Source organism: Paracoccaceae bacterium (genome assembly GCA_019454225.1).
Taxonomy (GTDB): Bacteria; Pseudomonadota; Alphaproteobacteria; order Rhodobacterales; family Rhodobacteraceae.
The window spans coordinates 3,297,898-3,316,954 of the sequence record CP075370.1; the positions used below are offsets into that span (position 1 = coordinate 3,297,898).

The 19,057-nt window shown below is 68.3% G+C and carries 20 protein-coding genes; 6 read left to right on the top strand and 14 right to left on the bottom strand.

The window, feature by feature from the left end; genetic code table 11:
* Nucleotides 1–7 precede the first annotated feature (7 nt).
* Complete coding sequence (gene nrdR, locus KF887_15715; protein ID QYK40832.1) at nt 8–475, bottom strand: transcriptional regulator NrdR; 468 nt, start codon at nt 473–475, stop codon at nt 8–10.
* A 243-nt stretch (nt 476–718) separates the two neighbouring features.
* On the opposite strand from nrdR, the gene KF887_15720 reads away from it, so the two are divergent.
* Nucleotides 719–1,603, top strand: coding sequence for a dienelactone hydrolase family protein (locus KF887_15720; GenBank protein ID QYK40833.1), 885 nt, complete (start codon nt 719–721; stop codon nt 1,601–1,603).
* A gap of 219 nt (nt 1,604–1,822) precedes the next feature.
* Nucleotides 1,823–2,083 carry a hypothetical protein gene (locus KF887_15725; GenBank protein QYK43610.1) on the top strand — a complete coding sequence of 87 codons (261 nt, stop codon included), beginning with the start codon at nt 1,823–1,825 and terminating at the stop codon, nt 2,081–2,083.
* Nucleotides 2,084–2,092: 9 nt separating this feature from the next.
* Here the strand turns inward: KF887_15725 and phoB are convergent, their stop codons facing one another.
* From phoB to KF887_15775, 10 genes are all read right to left on the bottom strand, one after another.
* Complete coding sequence (phoB, locus tag KF887_15730; GenBank protein ID QYK40834.1) at nt 2,093–2,785, bottom strand: phosphate regulon transcriptional regulator PhoB; 693 nt, start codon at nt 2,783–2,785, stop codon at nt 2,093–2,095.
* An 8-nt stretch (nt 2,786–2,793) separates the two neighbouring features.
* Nucleotides 2,794–3,504 (bottom strand): phosphate signaling complex protein PhoU, encoded by a 711-nt coding sequence (gene phoU, locus KF887_15735; protein QYK40835.1) that lies wholly within the window; start codon nt 3,502–3,504, stop codon nt 2,794–2,796.
* Nucleotides 3,505–3,517: 13 nt separating this feature from the next.
* Nucleotides 3,518–4,315 (bottom strand): phosphate ABC transporter ATP-binding protein, encoded by a 798-nt coding sequence (locus tag KF887_15740; protein ID QYK40836.1) that lies wholly within the window; start codon nt 4,313–4,315, stop codon nt 3,518–3,520.
* A gap of 17 nt (nt 4,316–4,332) precedes the next feature.
* Nucleotides 4,333–5,637 (bottom strand): phosphate ABC transporter permease PstA, encoded by a 1,305-nt coding sequence (gene pstA / locus KF887_15745; GenBank protein QYK40837.1) that lies wholly within the window; start codon nt 5,635–5,637, stop codon nt 4,333–4,335.
* A gap of 13 nt (nt 5,638–5,650) precedes the next feature.
* Nucleotides 5,651–7,027 (bottom strand): phosphate ABC transporter permease subunit PstC, encoded by a 1,377-nt coding sequence (pstC, locus tag KF887_15750; GenBank protein ID QYK40838.1) that lies wholly within the window; start codon nt 7,025–7,027, stop codon nt 5,651–5,653.
* A gap of 85 nt (nt 7,028–7,112) precedes the next feature.
* Nucleotides 7,113–8,153: a substrate-binding domain-containing protein gene (locus KF887_15755; protein ID QYK40839.1), complete on the bottom strand. Its 1,041-nt coding sequence runs from the start codon at nt 8,151–8,153 to the stop codon at nt 7,113–7,115.
* 207 nt (nt 8,154–8,360) lie between these two features.
* A complete protein-coding gene (locus KF887_15760) occupies nt 8,361–8,912 on the bottom strand; it encodes an invasion associated locus B family protein (GenBank protein QYK40840.1) in 552 nt (183 codons plus the stop codon).
* Nucleotides 8,913–9,003: 91 nt separating this feature from the next.
* Nucleotides 9,004–10,032: an ABC transporter substrate-binding protein gene (locus KF887_15765; protein ID QYK40841.1), complete on the bottom strand. Its 1,029-nt coding sequence runs from the start codon at nt 10,030–10,032 to the stop codon at nt 9,004–9,006.
* Nucleotides 10,029–11,468 (bottom strand): sensor histidine kinase, encoded by a 1,440-nt coding sequence (locus KF887_15770; GenBank protein QYK40842.1) that lies wholly within the window; start codon nt 11,466–11,468, stop codon nt 10,029–10,031. The genes KF887_15765 and KF887_15770 overlap by 4 nt, the downstream gene beginning before the upstream one ends.
* Entirely contained in the window at nt 11,455–12,117 is a 663-nt protein-coding gene (locus tag KF887_15775; protein ID QYK43611.1) for a response regulator transcription factor, read from the bottom strand. Before KF887_15775 ends, KF887_15770 begins: the two co-directional genes overlap by 14 nt.
* 212 nt (nt 12,118–12,329) lie before the next feature.
* On the opposite strand from KF887_15775, the gene KF887_15780 reads away from it, so the two are divergent.
* From KF887_15780 to KF887_15795, 4 genes are all read left to right on the top strand, one after another.
* Nucleotides 12,330–13,295 carry a tripartite tricarboxylate transporter substrate binding protein gene (locus tag KF887_15780; protein QYK40843.1) on the top strand — a complete coding sequence of 322 codons (966 nt, stop codon included), beginning with the start codon at nt 12,330–12,332 and terminating at the stop codon, nt 13,293–13,295.
* Between the two features lie 72 nt (nt 13,296–13,367).
* A complete protein-coding gene (locus KF887_15785; protein ID QYK40844.1) occupies nt 13,368–13,808 on the top strand; it encodes a tripartite tricarboxylate transporter TctB family protein in 441 nt (146 codons plus the stop codon).
* A 9-nt stretch (nt 13,809–13,817) separates the two neighbouring features.
* Nucleotides 13,818–15,323, top strand: coding sequence for a tripartite tricarboxylate transporter permease (locus tag KF887_15790; GenBank protein QYK40845.1), 1,506 nt, complete (start codon nt 13,818–13,820; stop codon nt 15,321–15,323).
* Between the two features lie 9 nt (nt 15,324–15,332).
* On the top strand, nt 15,333–16,358 hold the full coding sequence (locus KF887_15795; protein ID QYK40846.1) for an AbrB family transcriptional regulator: 1,026 nt from the start codon (nt 15,333–15,335) through the stop codon (nt 16,356–16,358).
* A 3-nt stretch (nt 16,359–16,361) separates the two neighbouring features.
* On the opposite strand, the gene KF887_15800 is transcribed toward KF887_15795, so the two are convergent.
* From KF887_15800 to KF887_15810, 3 genes are read right to left on the bottom strand one after another with little or no spacing between them, the layout of a single operon-like run.
* Nucleotides 16,362–17,060 carry a substrate-binding domain-containing protein gene (locus tag KF887_15800; protein QYK40847.1) on the bottom strand — a complete coding sequence of 233 codons (699 nt, stop codon included), beginning with the start codon at nt 17,058–17,060 and terminating at the stop codon, nt 16,362–16,364.
* Nucleotides 17,061–17,091: 31 nt separating this feature from the next.
* On the bottom strand, nt 17,092–18,579 hold the full coding sequence (locus tag KF887_15805; GenBank protein QYK40848.1) for a tripartite tricarboxylate transporter permease: 1,488 nt from the start codon (nt 18,577–18,579) through the stop codon (nt 17,092–17,094).
* A gap of 21 nt (nt 18,580–18,600) precedes the next feature.
* Complete coding sequence (locus KF887_15810) at nt 18,601–19,053, bottom strand: tripartite tricarboxylate transporter TctB family protein (protein QYK40849.1); 453 nt, start codon at nt 19,051–19,053, stop codon at nt 18,601–18,603.
* Nucleotides 19,054–19,057: the final 4 nt, after the last annotated feature.

Here is a 19,057-nt window from a genome sequence, read left to right on the forward strand (position 1 = left end):
TGGTCGGTCACTCTTCCGAGGGGCCGGGCGGGCGCAGGCCCTCGACGAAGCTTTCGAAATCGTCGGCGGCCTGGAAGTTCTTGTAGACGCTGGCAAAGCGCACATAGGCCACGGTGTCGATGCGGGCCAGGCTTTCCATGACGATCTCGCCGATGACCTTGGACGAGATGTCGGTGTCGCCCATGCTTTCCAGACGCCGCACGATGCCGCTGATCATCTGGTCGATGCGCTCGGGGTCGATGGGGCGCTTCTGCATGGCGATGCGGATCGAGCGTTCCAGCTTGGAGCGGTCGAAATCCTCGCGCTTGCCGGAGGACTTGATGACCACGAGATCGCGCAGCTGCACACGTTCGTAGGTGGTGAACCGGCCGCCGCAGGCGGGACAGAAGCGGCGGCGGCGGATGCTGACGTGATCTTCCGCCGGGCGCGAATCCTTCACCTGGGTGTCGATATTGCCGCAGAACGGGCAGCGCATGGGCCCCCTCCCCTGTTGTTGACGATGCCTGCCTCAGATGCCGGGGTGTACCCCCCGGTCAGCCACCAAGGATAGCGATACGCCACAGGATTGCATAGCGGGATTGGCCGGACCGCAAGATCATGGGGCGGCGCCTGTGGCGCGGGGGACTCACGCGAATGTGGCGGCCGGGCGGCGAACCGGGGCGTGACTATCGCGCCCGGCGTGCCAGACTTGCACGGGACGATGGCAGGAGGGACGAGAATGACACGGATGACCGCAAGGGATTTCCCGCCGGAGATCCTGGAGCTTTACGATTTCTACGCGCATGGGCGGATCACCAAGCGCGAGTTTCTGGACCGGGCCGGGCGGTTCGCGGTGGGCGGGCTGACGGCGGTGGCGATCCTGAACATGATGAGCCCGGATTACGCGCTGGCGCAGCAGGTGAGCTTTACCGACCCCGAGATCGTGGCGGAATACGTGACCTATCCCTCGCCCGGGGGGCATGGCGAGGTGCGGGCCTATCTGGTGACGCCGGCGGGGGCCGGGCCCTGGCCCGCGGTGGTGGTGGTCCACGAGAACCGCGGCCTGAACCCCTATATCGAGGATGTGGCGCGGCGGGTGGCCAAGGCGGGCTTCGTGGCGCTGGCGCCGGACGGGCTGACCAGCGTGGGCGGCTATCCGGGGAATGACGACAAGGGCCGGGCGTTGCAGCAATCGGTGGACCCCGAGAAGCTGATGAACGATTTCTTCGCGGCGGTGGACTGGATGGGCACGCATCCGGCCTCGACCGGCCGGGTGGGGATCACCGGGTTCTGCTATGGCGGCGGCGTGGCGGGCGCGGCGGCGGTGGCCTTTCCGGAACTGGGCGCGGCGGTGCCGTTCTACGGGCGCCAGCCCCGGCCCGAGGATGCGGCGCGGATCCGGGCGCCGCTGCTGATCCACTATGCCGAACTGGACACGCGGATCAACGAGGGCTGGCCGGCCTTCGAGGCGGCGCTGAAGGCGGCGGGGGTGCCCTATGAGGCGCATATCTATCCAGGCGTGAACCACGGGTTCCACAACGACAGCACGCCGCGCTATGACGAGGCGGCGGCCAAGCTGGCCTGGGACCGCACGGTGGCGCATTTCCGGGCGCATCTGGCGTGACGGCGGGGCGTCCCACGGTGGGACGCCTGTCGCTGCGCGTGATTTCAAGGGGTTGACCTGCCCGCGTTAACCCCTTGTCAAGGAATGGCGGCGGACGGGTCGTGTCGGCCCGACGGTCGCCTTGCGTCTGGCGATGGGCGGGCCACAAGATCGTGTGGCCCGATCTGTCATCACCGTGTTACCATTCCGTGCATGGTGGTGCGACTCGGCCTTTTGGCGATGATCCTGTTCCCGGCGGCGGCCTGGGGCTGGTCTCCGGTGGGCGAGGTGATCTGCGCGCCACGCCCCGCGATGGTCGAGCGCCTGGCACGGGATCAGGGCGCCACGCTGCGCGCCACCGGACTGCGGGACGGCGAGACGGTGCTGGAGGTCTGGGCGGCCGAGAACGGCGGCTGGACCATGGTGCAGAGCTATGCCAACGGGAACGCCTGCATCGTGGCGATGGGCGCCGACTGGGACATGGCGCGTCCGCCCGCCTGACCGGACGGGTCAGCCGAGGGCGTAGCCCGCGCCGCGCACGGTGCGCAGCGGATCGTCGCCGCCATGGGCGCAAAGCGCCTTGCGCAGCCGGCCGATATGGACATCGACGGTGCGGGTATCGACATAGATGTCGCGGCCCCAGACCCGGTCCAGCAGTTGCTCGCGGCTCCAGACACGGCCCGGCTTTTCCATGAAGGTGGTCAGCAGGCGGAACTCGGTGGGGCCGAGTTTCAGCGTGTTGGCGCCCCGGAACACCTTGTGGCTTTCGGGGTCGAGGCGGATGTCGCCGTATTCCAGCACCATTCCGACGGTCGAGGGGCGGACCCGGCGCAACTGGGTGCGGACCCGCGCCATCAGTTCGACGACCGAGTAGGGTTTCACCACATAGTCGTCGGCGCCGGTTTCGAGGCCGCGCACGCGGTCGACCTCTTCCGAGCGGGCGGAGAGCATGATGATCGGCACATGCCGCGTGTCGCTGCGCGACTTGAGCCTGCGGCACACCTCGATCCCCGAGACATTGGGCAGCATCCAGTCGAGCACGATGATGTCGGGCGACATCTCGTCGACCAGAAGCATCGCCTCCTCGCCGTTCTCGGCGCTGGCCACGCGAAAGCCCTCGGCCTCGAGGTTGTAGGTCAGAACCTCGCGCTGCGCGCCTTCATCCTCGACGATGAGGACGGTGGGTTGGTCGTTCCCTGCCATGTCGCGCCTCAGGTCCCCTTTTCGAAGGACGTCATGTCGCCTTTCGGCCGCTGATCGGCGGGCAGCGTGCCGGTGACCAGATAGATCACCTGTTCCGCGATGCCGGTCGCGTGGTCGCCCACCCGTTCGATGTTCTTGGCGATGAAATGCAGGTGCATGCAGGCCGTGATGTTGCGCGGGTCTTCCATCATGTGCGTGAGGAATTCGCGGAACAGCGCGTTGTACATCTGGTCCACTTCCTTGTCGCGGCGGCGGACATCGGCGGCCAGTTCGACGTCGCGCTGGATATAGGCGTCGAGCGCGTCCTTCAGCAGTTGCTCCACCGACTTGGCCATCCGCCGCACCGACCCCGCCGAGGCGCCGATGGGCGACATCTGGGCCAGCACGGTGGACCGTTTCGCCAGGTTCTTGGCGTAGTCGCCGCAGCGTTCCAGGCTGGCCGCGATCTTCATCACGGTCAGAACGGTGCGCATGTCCGTCGCGGTGGGGGCGCGCAGCGCGATGATGCGGGCGCATTCGGTGTTGATCTGTTCCTCCAGCGCGTCGATGGCGGCATCGCCCCGGCGCACCTTGTCGGCCAGTTCCTCGTCGCGGGTTTCGAGCGCCTGGGCCGAGGCGAGGATCGCCGCCTCGACCAGGCCGCCCATCTTCATGATCATGGCCTGCACCGCTTCCAGATCGCGGTCGAAGGCCTGGAGGATATGGGGATCGGAGTTCATGGTGGATGCTCCCTCAGCCGATCCGGCCGGTGATGTAGGATTCCGTGCGCGGGTCCTGGGGATTGGTGAAGATCTGGCCCGTCTCGCCGTATTCCACGAGGTTTCCGAGGTGGAAGAAGGCGGTGCGCTGGCTGACGCGGGCGGCCTGCTGCATCGAGTGGGTCACGATCACCACCGAGAAGGTCGCGCGCAGTTCGTCGATCAGTTCCTCGACCTGCGCGGTGGCGATGGGGTCGAGCGCCGAACAGGGTTCGTCCATCAGCAGCACCTCGGGGCTGGTGGCCACGGCGCGGGCGATGCAGAGCCGCTGCTGCTGGCCGCCGGACAGGCCGGTGCCGGATTCCGACAGCCGGTCCTTCACCTCGTTCCAGAGCGCGGCCTTCTTGAGCGAGGTTTCCACGATCGCGTCGAGTTCGGCCTTGTTGCGGGTGAGGCCGTGGATCTTGGGGCCATAGGCCACGTTGTCATAGATCGACTTGGGGAAGGGGTTGGGTTTCTGGAACACCATCCCGACCTTGGCGCGCAGCTGCACCGGGTCGATCCGGGCATCGTAGATGTCTTCGCCGTCGAGCAGGATCTTGCCCGACACGCGGGCCGAGGCGACGGTGTCGTTCATCCGGTTCAGGCAGCGCAGGAAGGTGGACTTGCCGCAGCCCGAGGGGCCGATGAAGGCCGTCACGGTCTTGTCGAGGATATCGACATCCACGTCCTTCAGCGCGTGCTTCTCGCCGTAGTGCACCTGCACGCCCCGGGCCGATACCTTGGCTTCATGACTGTCCACGGTTCTCTCCGCAATTCGCATGTCGTTCATGGGGTTCGCTCCCGGGTTTACCACTTCCGCTCGAAGCGGTTGCGCAGATAGATGGCGACGGCATTCATCAGGATGAGGAAGCCGAGCAGCACAAGGATGGCCGCCGAGGTGCGGCTGGTGAAGCCGCGTTCGGGGCTGTCGGCCCAGATGAAGATCTGGGTAGGCAGGGCGGTGGAGGGGTCGAAGGGGGTGGCGGGCGCCGCGGTGACGAAGGCATTCATTCCGACGAGCAGAAGCGGCGCGGTTTCGCCGAGCGCCTGCGCCAGTCCGATGATCGTTCCGGTCAGGATGCCGGGCATGGCAAGCGGCAAGACGTGCTGGAACACCACCTGCTGTTTCGACGCGCCGATGCCGAGCGCGGCCTCGCGGATCGAGGGCGGCACGGCCTTGAGCGCCGCGCGGGTGGCGATGATGATGGTCGGAAGCGTCATCAGCGCAAGCACCATCCCGCCCACCAGCGGCACCGACCGGCCCATACCGAAGGCGCCAATGAACACCGCAAGGCCCAGCAGGCCGAACACGACCGAGGGCACGGCCGCCAGGTTGTTGATGTTGACCTCGATGAAGTCGCTGATGCGGTTCTTGGGCGCGAATTCCTCGAGGTAGATCGCGGCGCCTATGCCGATGGGGAACGACAGCACGAAGCAGGTGAGCAGCGCCCAGAACGAGCCGATGATCGCGCCGCGCAGGCCGGCGAGTTCCGGGAAGCGCGAGTCGGCGTTGTTGAACAGCGCGGTGTTGAGCGGGTTCGACACGCGGCCGGCCTCGACCATGCGGTCGAAGATCGCGATCTCGTTGTCCTTGAGGCGGCGGAACTCCTCGGGGGTGGAGCGGTCGATCAGGCCCTTGGCAAGCTGGTCGTAGGGGTCCGAGGTCGGCACGTTGAGCGTGATGGTCCGGCCGATCAGCGAGGGGTCGGCCACGATCCGGTCGCGCGCCACGAACTGTGCGGCGTTCGACAGGATGGCAGTGGCGATGCGCTGTTCATCCTCGGCAAGGCCGGGCAGCGAGGCGGCCACCGACGCCTGCATCAGCCCGCGATAGTTGGACCGGGCCAGGTTGTCGGGGTTGATGAACTCCTCGCTGAAGGTCACGTCCAGGGTGACATGCGTCTGCGTGAAGGCATGGCGCCCGGTCAGCACGAGCGAGCCGATCAGCGTGGCCAGCATCGCGAAGGCGAAGCCGATGGCGGCGAGGCCGATGTACTTCAGGCGCGCTTCGGAGCCGTTGCGCGTCTTCACGCGCTTGCCGATCTCGGGCGAGGTCCAGTCGACCTTGCGCGTACCCTGCGGCGCGGCAGGGGCGGAGGTGATGTCGGTCATGGTCCTGTCGTCCTCAATCGTAGATTTCGCGGTACTTGCGCACGATGCGCAGGGCCAGCACGTTGATGCCCAGCGTCACGATGAACAGCATCATCCCCAGCGCGAAGGCGGCCAGGGTCTTGGGGTTGTCGAAAGAGGTGTCGCCAATCAGGAGGGTCACGATCTGCACGGTTACCGTGGTCACGCTGTCCAGCGGATTGATCGTCATCTTGGCGATCAGACCTGCGGCCATGACGACGATCATGGTCTCGCCGATGGCGCGGCTGACGGCCAGAAGTATCCCCCCGACGATTCCCGGAATGGCCGCCGGGAACAGCACATTCACCACCGTCTCGGCGCGCGTGGCACCGAGGGCGAGCGAGCCGTCACGCAGCGAGCGCGGCACCGCGGACAGCGCGTCATCGGCGAAGGACGAGATGAACGGGATCAGCATGACCCCCATCACGATGCCCGCCGCCATGGCAGTGTTCGGTGCGATCGGAAGGCCGGACCACTCGCCGAAGCCGCGCAGCGCAGGGGCGATGGTGAGCACGGCGAAGAAGCCGTAGACGACGGTCGGGATCCCCGCCAGCACCTCGAGCACCGGCTTGGCCACCCTGCGGAAGGCGGGCGATGCGAACTCGTTCAGGTAGATCGCCGACAGGAGCCCCACGGGGGTCGCGATGAACAGCGCCACGAAGGAGATCACCAGCGTGCCGAGCAGCACAGGCAACCAGCCGAAGGCGCCTTCGGCGGCAATCTGGTCGGCGCGCAGCGGAATCTGCGGTTCCCATTTCGTGCCGAAGAGGAAGTCATACCACGGAACCAGCGTGAAGAACTTCCACGTCTCGAACACCAGCGAGGCGATGATGCCGATGGTGGTGAAGATCGCGACCGTGGAGCAGAAGATCATGAGCCCGCCCACGATCCCCTCGGCGCCTTGGCGGGCGCGGAACTCGGGTGCCACGCGGCGCCAGGCAAACACGGCCAGGGCCGTTGCCAGAACCGTCGTCAGCACGACCATCAGCAGGGCGGCGGCGCCGCGTAGGGATGTCATTCGCTCGGCCGCGTCCATCTTCCAGGGATCGGGCGTGCCGAACACGCGGCCCGTGGATATCTGCTTGATCTCGGCGAGGATCAACTGCACAGCGCCGGAATCGAGCCCGTCGAGCGAACCTGGCGGAAGCCCACCCATCGTCATGCGGTCGATCACGCTGCTCTGGAACAGTATCCACAGGATCAGGAACACCGCCGTGGGCACCATCACCACGAGGCCCGCATAGAGGCCGTGGAAACCCGCCAGCGAATGCAGCCGGAAGCCCTTGTCGCGCAACTGGTTGGCTGCGGCACGGTTCAGGATGTAGCCGCCGAGGGCGACCACAAAGAGAATAAGGAATGCGAGGGAGGTCATGGCCGATCCTGTGGGCGAGTTGCGCCGTCCGGCAGAGGGATGTGCCGCCCGGGCGGACCGGGCGGCACCTGTCTTGTCGGGCAGATCAGCTGTTCGGAGCGGTCATGTTGGCAGCGCCGATCACGCTGTCCTGATACTGCTTCATCGTCGCTTCCGGCAGCGGGGTCATGCCGCGCTCGGCCAGGTAGCCGCCGACCTTCAGGGCTTCATCGGACATGTATTCCTCGATGAATTCCTGCATGTTCGGGATCACGCCGCGGTGGGCGTTCTTGACGTAGAAGAACAGCGGGCGCGACACCGGGTATTCATAGGCCGCGATGGTGTCGAAGTTGGGCTCGACGCCGCCGAACTTCACGCCCTTCAGCTTGTCGTTGTTCTCGTAGAGGAACGAGTAGCCGAAGATGCCGAACGCGTTCGCGTTCGCTTCCAGCTGCTGCACGATCAGGTTGTCGTTCTCGCCGGCCTCGATGAACGGGCCGTCGGTGCGCATGCGCGAGCAGTTCTCGTTGATCCACTTGCCGTCGAAGCCGCCGGCCTTGACGAAGTCGAGCTGCTTGCAGCCGCCGTGCATGGCGATCTCGACCCAGGCGTCACGGGTGCCCGAGGTCGGCGGGGGACCGTAGACGGTGATCGCCACGGCGGGGAACGCCGGGTTGATCTCGTTCCACATCTTGTAGGGGTTGTCTTTCCACTCGTTGCCGACCGGAACCTGGGCGGCAAGGGCCAGATACATCTCGCCCAGCGTCATGTCCCAGTCGAAGGTGTTGCCACGCGACACCGACATCGACAGGCCGTCGTTGCCGATCAGAGCTTCGGAGATGTCGGTCACGCCGTTCTGCACGCAGAGGTCATGCTCGGATTTCTTCATGGCGCGCGAGGCGCCGGTGATGTCGGGGTGTGCCTCGCCGATGCCGCCGCAGAACACCTGGAAGCCGCCGCCGGTGCCGGTCGATTCGACGATCGGAGCCGGTGCGCCGGTCTGGTTGGCGAATTCCTCTGCAACAGCCTGGCTGTAGGGGAACACGGTCGACGAGCCGACGACGCGGATCTGATCGCGGGCGGCGGCAGCGGTGGCGGACACAGCCACGATGGCCAGGGCCGAGGCGGTGAGTTTCATCGTTTTCATGGATCACTCCGTTGGATTCGCGGTCGGGGCACCCGTGGCGCCCGCGTATCCCGGGGCGTAACCGCGCGCGGCGACAGTTATTCAACAGATTTGCAACAGTTTCATGAATGCAGTTGTCTGGTCGCGGACCCCCGTGGCCGCCGCAAAAGCCAGCGTGCGCGCAGGAATCCGCGCGCCCGCAAGGGCCTGCACCGTTTCGGGCGGCGGTCAGGGAGCGGTGGCGCGCGAGGCGTCGAGGGCGATCAGTCCGTCGACCACGCCGGCCATCGAGAAGCCGAACACCAGGGGCTGGGCGGTCATGCCGGGGCGGAAGCCGCCGACCATCGATTCGGCATCGTCGAACTCGGCAAGCTGGTCGTCGGTGACCTCGGCCAGCGCCTCGCAGATCTCGCGGTTGCAGATCTGCCAGACGAAGGGGGTTTCCGTCTCGGCATCCCGGGGGCGGATCGCGAAGCCCGAGGCGAGATGCACGCCCAGCGGCACGCGCGCGGCCAGGAACCGCTTCGACCCGTCGCGGTTCGAGAAGGCCAGCATGTCGGCGACGAAGGCGCGGTCGGAGGCGCGCAGCACGCGCTGCCGCAGGGCGCAGGTGGTCTGGTTGACGCCCACCGCCTCGCAGGTCAGCACCCAGGCGCCGAATGTGTCGCCGTTGCGCGGCGCGGCGGGGGGTGCCCCGGCGCCCGACTGGCCCGACAGCGGCGCGGCGGCCCCGATGGACAGGAGTGCGGCGAATGCGGGCAGAAGACGCGGGCGGATCATCAGGAAGGGGTCCCTTCGGTCACGGGGCGGCGACGTGCCGGAAGGTAAGGCGATAACGGCCCGCAGCACAAGGCCGCAGGCGGCGGCGGGGTCATTCGGTGGCGGCGGGTGCCGCGAATGACGCAGCCCAGTCATCAAGGAAGCGCGCGCGCTTGACCCGGTCGAGATAGGTCAGCAGGCCGGGGCCGAGGCGGATCGGGAACAGCGGCTTGCCCCGCGTCAGCGCCGCGACGCGCGCGGGGGCGACCGCATCGTCGCGCGCGGTCAGCGGGATCAGCCCGCCGTCCTGCCCGATCAGCGACTGCCCCTCGCGCGACAGGAGGAACGAGACGAAGCGCTGCGCCAGCGCGGGGTTGGGCGCGGTGCGGGGGATCAGGGCGGTGCGGCTCATCACCAGGGCGTAGTCGTCGAGGATGTAGAGCCCGATGCGGGGGTCGCGGGTGGCGGCGTCGATCGCGTAGGAGCCGATGACGTTGTAGCCGAAGACCAGCGATCCGTCGGCCACGCCGTTCATGATCAGATAGGTGCAGCAGTGGGTCTTTGCCCGCGCCCGGCCCAGCGATTCCACGAGGCGCGAGAACTGGTAGCCCCGGCGCGCGTCCTGTGCCGCGAACAGGTAGCCGACACCGGAGAGCCCTATGTCATAGGTTCCGACCCGGTCGTTGAAGAAGGCCGGATCGTCGCGCATCTGCCCCGCGAGATCGGACCGGGTGCGCGGCAGGTCGCGGCCCCGGAAGGCGGCGCGGTTGTAGGCCATGACCACGGGTTCGAAGGTGAAGCCGTAGAGTTCATCGCGCCAGACCGCCCAGTCGGGCAGGTCGACCGCATCGCGGGGGCGGAACGGCAGGGCCAGGCCGCGGTTCACCAGATCGACCTGCAGGTCCATCGCCGAGGAGATGACCACATCCATCTCGCCCGGCGGGGCCACCAGGACGGCGGCGTGAAGCTCGCTGGTGTTGTATTCGCGATAGACGATGTCGGTTCCGGGGTTCAGCGCCTCGAAACGCTCGATCACCGAGACGATCGAGGCGGTGTCGGTGGCGCTGTGGACCAGCAGGCGGTCGGTCTGGGCCGCGGCGGGGGCGGCCAGCGCCGCCAGAAGGGCCAGCAGGCGGATCATGCGGCGGCGGCCTGCGCGACTTCGGCGGGCAGGGTGATGCGGGCGGACAGGCCGCCCTCGGGCGAGGTGTCAAGCTCGAAACGGCCGCCATGGGCCGCCACCGCCGCCACCACGATGGCCAGGCCCAGGCCCGACCCGCCGCTTGCGCCAAGGCTTGCAAACCGTTCCAGCGCGCGGGCGCGGTCGGCGGCGGCGATGCCCGGCCCGTTGTCCTCGACCCGCAGTTCGAGCGCGGGGCTGCGGCCCAGCACGTCCTCGGCCAGCGCGATGCGCACCAGCGGCGCCGGGCCCGCGTGGCGCAGCGCGTTGTCGATCAGGTTGCGCATCGCCTCGCGCAGGCTGACCGCATCGCCGGGCACGCGCAGTGCCTCGGCGCCCGGTTCCACCATCACCTCGAAATCCGGCTCGCCCGCGTCGCCGGGTGCGCGGATGGTTTCCTCGATCAGGCCCCGCGCGATGGCGACCATGTCGACCGCCTCGCGCGGGGCGGTGTCGGCACGGTGCATCACCATGGCATGGGCGAGCAGCTGGTTGGTCAGGCGGATGGTGCGCGCGGCCTGATCGGCGGCCTTGGCGACGCGGGCACGCTGCAGCACGGGCTCGGCGGTTTCCGAGGCCAGTTCAAGCTGCCCGCGCAGGGCCGACAGCGAGGTCCGGATCTGATGCGCCACATCGGCGATGAAGGCCTCGGCATTGTCCTTGCTGGACCCGAGGCGGCGCATGAAGCCGTTGATCGCGGCGATCAGACCGGCGATCTCGCGCGGGGGGAGCGCCTTGAGCGGGGCGAGGTTCGCGGGGTCGCGGCCCTGGATGTCGGCCTCGATCCCGGCAAGGGGGCGCATCGCCAGATGGATGGCGGCGCGCACGAAGAACAGGCCGATCAGCGCCAGCACCGAGAGGCCGACCAGGCCCTTCACGAACAGGTCGCGCTGGACGGCATCGCGCGCGCCGCGCGTCTGGCCCACCTGCACCGCCACCCAGACCGGCCCCGAGGCGCCCGGCACCTCCTGCACGCGCTGGACGAAGCGGACGGTTTCGCCGCCGAAGGGCGCGTCGAACAGGGTGCGCCCGGCGCGGGGAGCGCCACGCGGAACGCTGCCCGGCGGCAAGGGCAGCGCGGCATCACCGGTCAGAACCTCGCCCTCGCGCGTGGCGATGCGGTAGAAGACCCGTTCGCGCTCGGCCAGGCCCAGGATTTCAAGTGCCGAGTTCGGCAGGTCCACCGTCAGCCCGGCGGGTGTCACCGTCACGCTGTCGAGGATGGCGATGGCGGCACCGTCCAGAAGCAGGTCGAAGGTGGTGTCGGCGGCGTTGCGGGCATAGGTCCACAGGCCGAGGGACAGCACCGTCATGATCACCGCAAAGCCGGCGAGCATCGCCACCATGAGGCGGCGGCGCAGCGAATAGGGCGGGCCCAGCGCGTCAGTCGCGGACATCGGCGATATATCCAAGGCCCCGGATCGTGCGCAGGTGCAGGGGCGAACCCTCGAGCTTGCGGCGCAGGCGGACGACCGCCTGTTCCACCGCGTTCAGGGTGGGTGTCTCCTCGAAGGTATAGAGACGATCAGCCACCTCTTCCTTGGACAGCACGCGGCCGAGGCTTCCGAGAAATGCCTCGAGCAGTTGCACGTCGCGCGAGCGCAGTTCCAGATCGACGCCGTTCAGCGTGGCGCGCTTGGCCGCGCGGTCATAGATCAGGCCGCCGGCGACGAACTGGTTGGCCGCCTGCCCCGACCGGCGCCGGATCAGGGCGCGGGCGCGGGCCGCAAGCTCGCGGTAGTCAACGGGCTTGACCACATAGTCGTCGGCGCCGGAATCGAGCCCGGCAATGCGGTCGTCGATTTCGGACCGGGCGGTCAGGATCAGCACCGGCGTCCGGTCGCCCCGCGCGCGCAGCCGCCGCAGAAGCTCGGTTCCCGACAGGCCGGGCAGGTTGATGTCGAGGATCAGCAGGTCGAAACGGCTGTGGACCAGCAGCGCATCGGCCTGCGCGCCGTCCTTTTCGCGGTCGATGGCGTGGCCCTCGGCCAGAAACCGGTCCATGACCATCTCGGCCAGTTCGTCGTTGTCCTCGACCAGCAGCATGCGCATGATGCGATCATGCCGCGGCGGCGGCGGGATTCCATCAGAAATGTCGTCCCGGTTCCCCCGTGTCAGCGTCGCGTCAGTTTCGGGTCATGCAGCGGTCAGCGCAGGCCGCTATCGCGGACCCGGGGGAGGACAGACCGGCACGGCGCCTGACGGCGGCGCGGGGCCGGTGCAGACTCCCGCCATGACAATGCCAACGGGAGGAAGGCATGAAGATCACCCGAATTGCAGCCGCGATCGCCATCTATGGCGCCACGAGCCTTGCCGCCACGGCCGAGATCAACCGGCCCGAATGCATCGCCCCCGCCAACCCGGGCGGCGGTTTCGACCTGACCTGCCGCGTGGCGCAGGCGGGTCTTGCGGACCAGATGTCGACCCCGATCCAGGTGTCGTTCATGCCCGGCGGCATCGGCGCCGTGGCGATCAACCTGTTCAACACCACGCGCACCGACGACGCGAATGCCATCGTGGCCTTCTCGTCCGGCTCGCTGCTGAACATCGCCACCGGCAAGTATGGCCAGTGGACGGAGAACGACGTGCGCTGGCTGGCCTCGGCGGGCACCGACTATGGCGCGGTCGTGGTTCGGCAGGACAGCCCCTACCAGTCGCTGGCCGATGTGATGGCCGCCGCCAAGGCCGACCTGACGAAGGTGGTGTTCGGGGCGGGCGGTTCGGTCGGTTCGCAGGACTGGATGAAGGCGGCGATCCTGCTGAAATCGGAAGGGCTGGACCCGCGCACCATGCGCTACGTGGCGTTTGACGGCGGCGGGGAATCGATCGCGGCGCTGCTGGGCGGGTCGATCGACGTCTATACCGGCGACGTGGCCGAGCAGGCGGCGCATATCGGCGCGGGCACCATGCGCGTGCTGGCGGTGATGTCGCCCGAGCGGCTGGGCCCCCCCTACGACCAGTTCCCGACCGCCCGCGAACAGGGCTATGACGCGGTCTGGGGCATCGTTCGCGGCTACTACATGGGCAAGAACGTGGCCGATGCCGACTATCAGGCCTGGGTCGACGCGTTCAACGCGGCCTATGCGACCGAGGCCTTCACCAAGAACCAGGCCGAAAAGGGCCTGCTGCCCTACAACAAGGCGGGGGCAGAGTTCGAGGCCGAGATGAAGGCGGCGGTCGAATCGATGCGCGCCATCGCCCGCGAAGCCGGCCTGATCCAGTAACGGCGATCACGCAGCGGGGCCGGGCGTTCGCGCCCGGCCCCTTCCCCTTGGTCCGCGCGCAGGGAGGGCGTCATGGCCGACCGTATTTTTGCCGGGGTGCTGTTGCTGGTGTCCCTGATCTACACCTGGATCGCCTTTACCGCGATCCGCGCACCGTTCCAGTATGACCCGCTGGGTCCGGAAAGCTGGCCGCGCCTTCTGGGTATCGTGGCGATCCTGTGCACCGCCGCCATCGTCGCGCGGCCCGACATCGAATCGATGGGCGTGAACCGGACGACGGCGATGCGCATCGTCATCCTGGTGGGCCTGCTGATGGCCTATGCGGCGGCGTTCCAGCCGCTTGGCTTCATCCTGTCGACCTGGGCATTCTGCACCGTGCTGGGCGCGATCCTGGGGGCCACCCCGGTGCGGGCGCTGGGCTTCGGCGCGGCGGCGGGGATCGTCGGCTATTTCGTCTGCACCGTGCTGCTGGACCTGAACCTGCCTGCGGGCATCCTGCAACCCCTTCTGTGAGACCCTGACATGGACGCCATCTTTTCCGGCCTCGCGCAGGGCTTTGCCGTCGCGCTGGACCCGTTCAACCTGTTCCTTGTTCTGATCGGCTGCTTTGCCGGAACGCTGATCGGCGCCCTGCCAGGCATCGGGCCGATCAACGGCGTGGCGATCCTGCTGCCCATCGCCTACAGCCTGAACTTCCCCCCCGAAAGCGCGCTGATCCTGCTGGCGGGCGTCTACTATGGTGCCGAGTTCGGCGGACGGATCAGTTCGATCCTGCTGAACGTGCCCGGGGATGCCAGCGCAGTGATGACCACGCTGGACGGCAACCCGATGGCCCGACGCGGCGAGGCGGGCAAGGCGCTGTCGCTGTCGGCGGTGGCATCGTTCATCGGCGGCACCTTCTCGGTGGTGATGATGACGCTGTTCGGGCCGCTGATGGCGTCCTACGCCGTCACCTTCTCGCCCTCGGACTATGTGGCGCTGATGGTGTTCGCCTTTGCCTGCCTAGCCTCGCTGGTCGGTGCCAACCCGATCAAGACGCTGCTGGGTGCAGTGATCGGGCTGATGCTGGCCTCGATCGGGATCGACGCCAACACCGGGGTGATCCGCTATACCTTCGGGGTGCCGGACCTTCTGGCGGGCATCGACTTTCTGGTGATCGTCATCGGCTTCTTCGGGATGGCCGAGCTTATCAGCCTGGTCGAGCAGCAGGTGACGGGGCAGCTCAAGGCGCTGAAGATCGACAAGAGCTTTGTCACCCTGAAGGACATGGCGGCGGTGAAATGGACCGTCGTGCGGTCCTCGATCATCGGCTTTGTCGTGGGCGTGCTGCCCGGCACCGGCGCCTCGGTCGCCTCGGCCGTGGCCTACGGGACGGAAAAGCGCATCAACGGCGGCAAGGGGACCTTCGGCAACGGCGACATCCGTGGCCTTGCCGCGCCGGAGGCCGCGAACAATGCCAGCGCCGGGGGTGCCATGGTGCCGATGCTGACGCTGGGCATTCCCGGTTCGGGCACCACGGCGATCCTGCTGGGCGCGCTCTTGCTGTTCTCGGTCACGCCGGGGCCGATGATGTTCCAGACCCGGCCCGAGATCGCCTGGGGCCTGATCGCGAGCATGTACATCGGGAACGTCGCGCTGCTGGTGATCAATCTGCCGCTGGTCGGGTTCTTTGCGCGGATGCTGACCATCCCGCAGCAGTACCTGACGCCGATGATCGCCGTCCTGGCCTTCGTCGGGGTGTATTCGGTGGTGTCCAACCCGCACGACCTGTACATGATCACGGCACTGGGCGTGTTCGGCTGGTTCCTGCGCAAGATGGATTTCTCGCTTGCGCCGATCATCCTCGGCTTCGTGCTGGGGCGGCTGTTCGAGGACAACCTGCGCCGGGCACTGTCGATTTCGGGCGGCGACTGGGGAATCCTCGTGCAATCGGTCAATTCGGTCGTGCTCTATGCACTCGCGATCACCATCGTGGTCGTGCCGATCTGGCTGTCGCGCCGTCGCCGCGCGGTGAAGGACGACGAGTAAGAGGCGGGATTGAGACTTCGCGGAACCGCCATCGCCTTCGGCCTTGCCCTGCCCGCCGCCGCCTTGCTGGCCTGGGCAGGGGTTCCGGCAGGGGCGCTTCTGGGGGCGACGGCGGCGGTGGCCGCCGCCGCCCTCATGGGGATCGGGCCGATCGTGCCCGATCCCCTGCGCAATCTGGCCTTCGTGTCGATCGGCCTGTCGCTGGGGGCGGGCATCAGCCACGACATCCTGTCGGACATCGCGCGCTGGCCGGTCAGCCTGGCCGGGCTGACCGTGACGATCCTGGTGATCATGCTGGTCACGGGGTCGATCCTGACGCGCGGCTTCGGCCTGACACCCGCGACCGCGGTGCTGTCGACCTCGCCCGGCGCGCTGTCCTATGCGGTGGCGCTGGCGACCGAGGGGCGGGGCGAGGTGCGCGATGTCGTGGTGCTGCAAAGCCTGCGGCTGCTGCTGGTGACACTGTGCCTGCCGCCGACGATCGCGGCGATCGCCGGGGTCGGGCTGCCGCCCCCGGGCGGGTCCGGGGCCGCCGTTCTGGTGCCCTGGGTGACGGGCGTGCTGATCCTCGTGGCGATGGCCGGGGGGGCGGGGCTGGAACGGCTGGGCACGCCGGCCGCCTACCTGCTCGCCGGGCTGGGCGCCAGCGGGCTGGCGCATGCGATGGGCTGGGTCGAGGGGCGGTTGCCCGCAGCCGTGGTGTTCTTCGGCTTTGCCGCGACCGGGGCCGTGATCGGCAGCCGGTTCACCCGCATCGCGCGGGCCGACCTGCTGCGGCTGGCCATCGCCGGGGCGGCGGCCACGGTGGTTTCGGTGGCGATCTCGGCGGCGGGGGCGGCGGCGGTGTCGCTGCTGACCGGTCTGTCGTTCCCGGCGGTCTGGGTGGCGTTCGCGCCGGGGGGCGTCGAGGGGATGGCGGCGATCGGCCTGGCGCTGGGCTATGACCCGGCCTTCGTCGCGACGCACCACATCTTCCGGATCGTGCTGGTGATCGCCATCCTGCCGCTGATGCTGCGGCTTGCCGACAGGCGCTGAGACCTATTCGAAGCCGGACCGGCGGCGCTGGCCGGCTGCCGTGTCGGCCACCATCGCGGCGATGAAGCCGCGCGCCAGGGCCGCGCGCGGCGATCCTGCGCAAACCGCCGCGACATAGGTCGTGGCCAGTCCGAACGGATCGGGCAGCGAGCCCACGGCGCGGACCCCTGGGGTGATCAGGATCTCGGTGATCTGGGTGCAGCCGATGGGGCGCGCGGCGCCCGATGCCGCAAGCGCGGCCATCGCCCGCGCACCGTTGGGATGGATGCGCAGGCGGTCGGCCATCTGACCCGCGATCCCGAGACGGTCGAGCACACCCGCGAAATGGATGCCCGCAGTGGCCAGCGCCGGATCGGGGAAATAGATCTCGTCGGCCGCCAGCAGCGCCGCGCGCAGGGCATCGGCCCCCGACACGTCCGGCGCGGCATCGCCCGCCCGTACGGCGACGGCGGTGCGGACAAGGCCGATGTCGGTCACGCTGTCGGCCAGGGCGCGGCCCTCGCGCACCAGATCGGCGATGATCGGCCCGGTCAGGATCAGCAGGTCCGCCGCCGTGCCCGACCGCAGCAGATCGCGCATCGCGCCCACCGCGCCGAAGGTGCCGGATATGCCTGCGCCGGTGTCGGCGCGAAAGGCCGGTTCCAGCGCCGCGACGAGGCCGTGTGCCGCGCCGCCGCTCAGAAGAACGATGTCCTGGGTCATGGGGTCCTCGGGGCGCGGGGTGGGAACGGGATCAACGGGAACGGCGGCGGCGCAGGGCGACCCAGAAGGGCCAGACCAGCGAGGCAAGAAGCGCGACGGAAAGCAGGGCAGAGATCGGCCGTTCGACAAAGATCAGCGGGCTGCCGAGCGACAGCAGCAGCGACTGGCGCAGCGACGATTCCAGCAGCGGGGCCAGGACCAGCGCCAGAACCAGCGGCGCGCGGGGAAAGTCGAGCTTCATCATCAGCCAGCCGACCAGCCCGAACAGCAGCGCGATGCCCACGGGGTAGAGGCTGAGCGTGCTGGAATAGGCGCCGAACAGCGACACCGCCAGGATGCCCGGGGCCAGATAGCCATAGGGAATGCGCAGGAGCGAGGCGAAGACCGGCGCCAGTGGCAGGTTGATGATCAGCAGCACGACATTGCCGATGAACATGCTGGCCATCAGGCCCCAGACCAGATCGGGCTGTTCGTTCATCAGCCCGGGCCCGGGCCGGATGCCCAGCAGGATCAGCGCCGCAAGCAGCACCGCCGTGCTTGCCGACCCGGGGATCCCGAGCGCCAGCATCGGCGCCAGCGCGCTGTGCGACGCCGAGTTGTTGGCGGATTCGGCCGCCGCAATGCCCGCGATGGCGCCGCGCCCGAATTCGTCGGGCGTGCGGCTGATCTTGCGTTCGGCCACATAGGCCATCATCGAGGCAATGGTCGGCCCCGCCCCCGGCATCACCCCCACGAGGAAACCGATGGCGCCGCCGCGCACGATGGCATAGCGGCTTTGCGCCCATTCGGCCGAGGTGATCCACATGTCGCGCAGCCGCGTGCGGATCGGCTGCATGTCGCCCATCCGCTCGATCGAGGCCAGCACCTCCGCGATGCCGAAGACGCCGATGGCAACGGGCAGGAAGTCGATCCCTTCCAGCAGCCGTGCATCCCCGAAGGTCAGGCGCGGCATGCCCAGGATCGGGTCAACCCCGATCTGCGAGATCATCAGGCCCAGCGACGCCGCCAGCAGCGCCTTGAGCGCCGACGAACCGCCAAGGCTGGCGGTGGCGGTGATGCCGAGCGCGGCCAGCAGGAAATATTCCGGCGCCGAGAAACGCAGCGCGAATTCGCTGAGCGGCGGGGCGATGAAGACCAGCAGGGCGACCGACACGATGCCCGCGGCAAAGGACCCGATGGCCGCGATGGCCAGCGCCGCGCCGGCGCGGCCCTTGCGCGCCATCTGGTAGCCGTCGACCGCCGTCATCAGGCTGGAGGATTCGCCCGGCACGTTCACCAGCACCGAGGTCAGCGTGCCGCCATACATGCCGCCGTACATGATGCCCGCCAGCATGATGACGCCCGACACGGGTTCCATCGAATAGGTGAAGGGCAGCAGCAGCGCCATGCCCGCCGCCGGTCCGATCCCCGGCAGCGCCCCGATGATCTGGCCCAGCACCACCCCGAGCACGAGGAAGGCAAGGTTGGCGGGCGTCGTGGCGACCGCGAAGCCCTGCCAGAGAAGGTCGAGACTTTCCATCGTGATGTCCGGAATTGCGGGTCAGAGACCGAGGGGGCCGCGCGGCAGCGGCAGCGCCAGCCAGAGGACGAAGATGACGTAGATGAAGCCCGTGGTGATCGTCACGGCGATCAGGCTGCCGGTGACGGGCTGGCGCAGCACGCCGATCATCACCGCCAGAAGGAACAGCACGATGGACGGGATCATGCCCAGATGGGGCGTCAGCACCAGGAACATCAGCAGCGACAGGTAGGCCGCACCGACCGTGCGCAACACCGCCGGCGCGGGCCATTCCACGCCCTCGCCACCCTTGCCCCGCAGCGCCCGGATCAGCAGCGGCACGGCGCAGGATGTGGCGAAGATTGCGATCAGCAGCGGAAAGAAGGCCGGGCCGGGGGTGAACCGTTCCCAGACGCCCAGCGACCAGGTGCCCAGAACCATGACCGCCGAAAGCCCCAGCATGACAAGGGCAGGGAGAGCTTCGGTCAACCGCATCGCG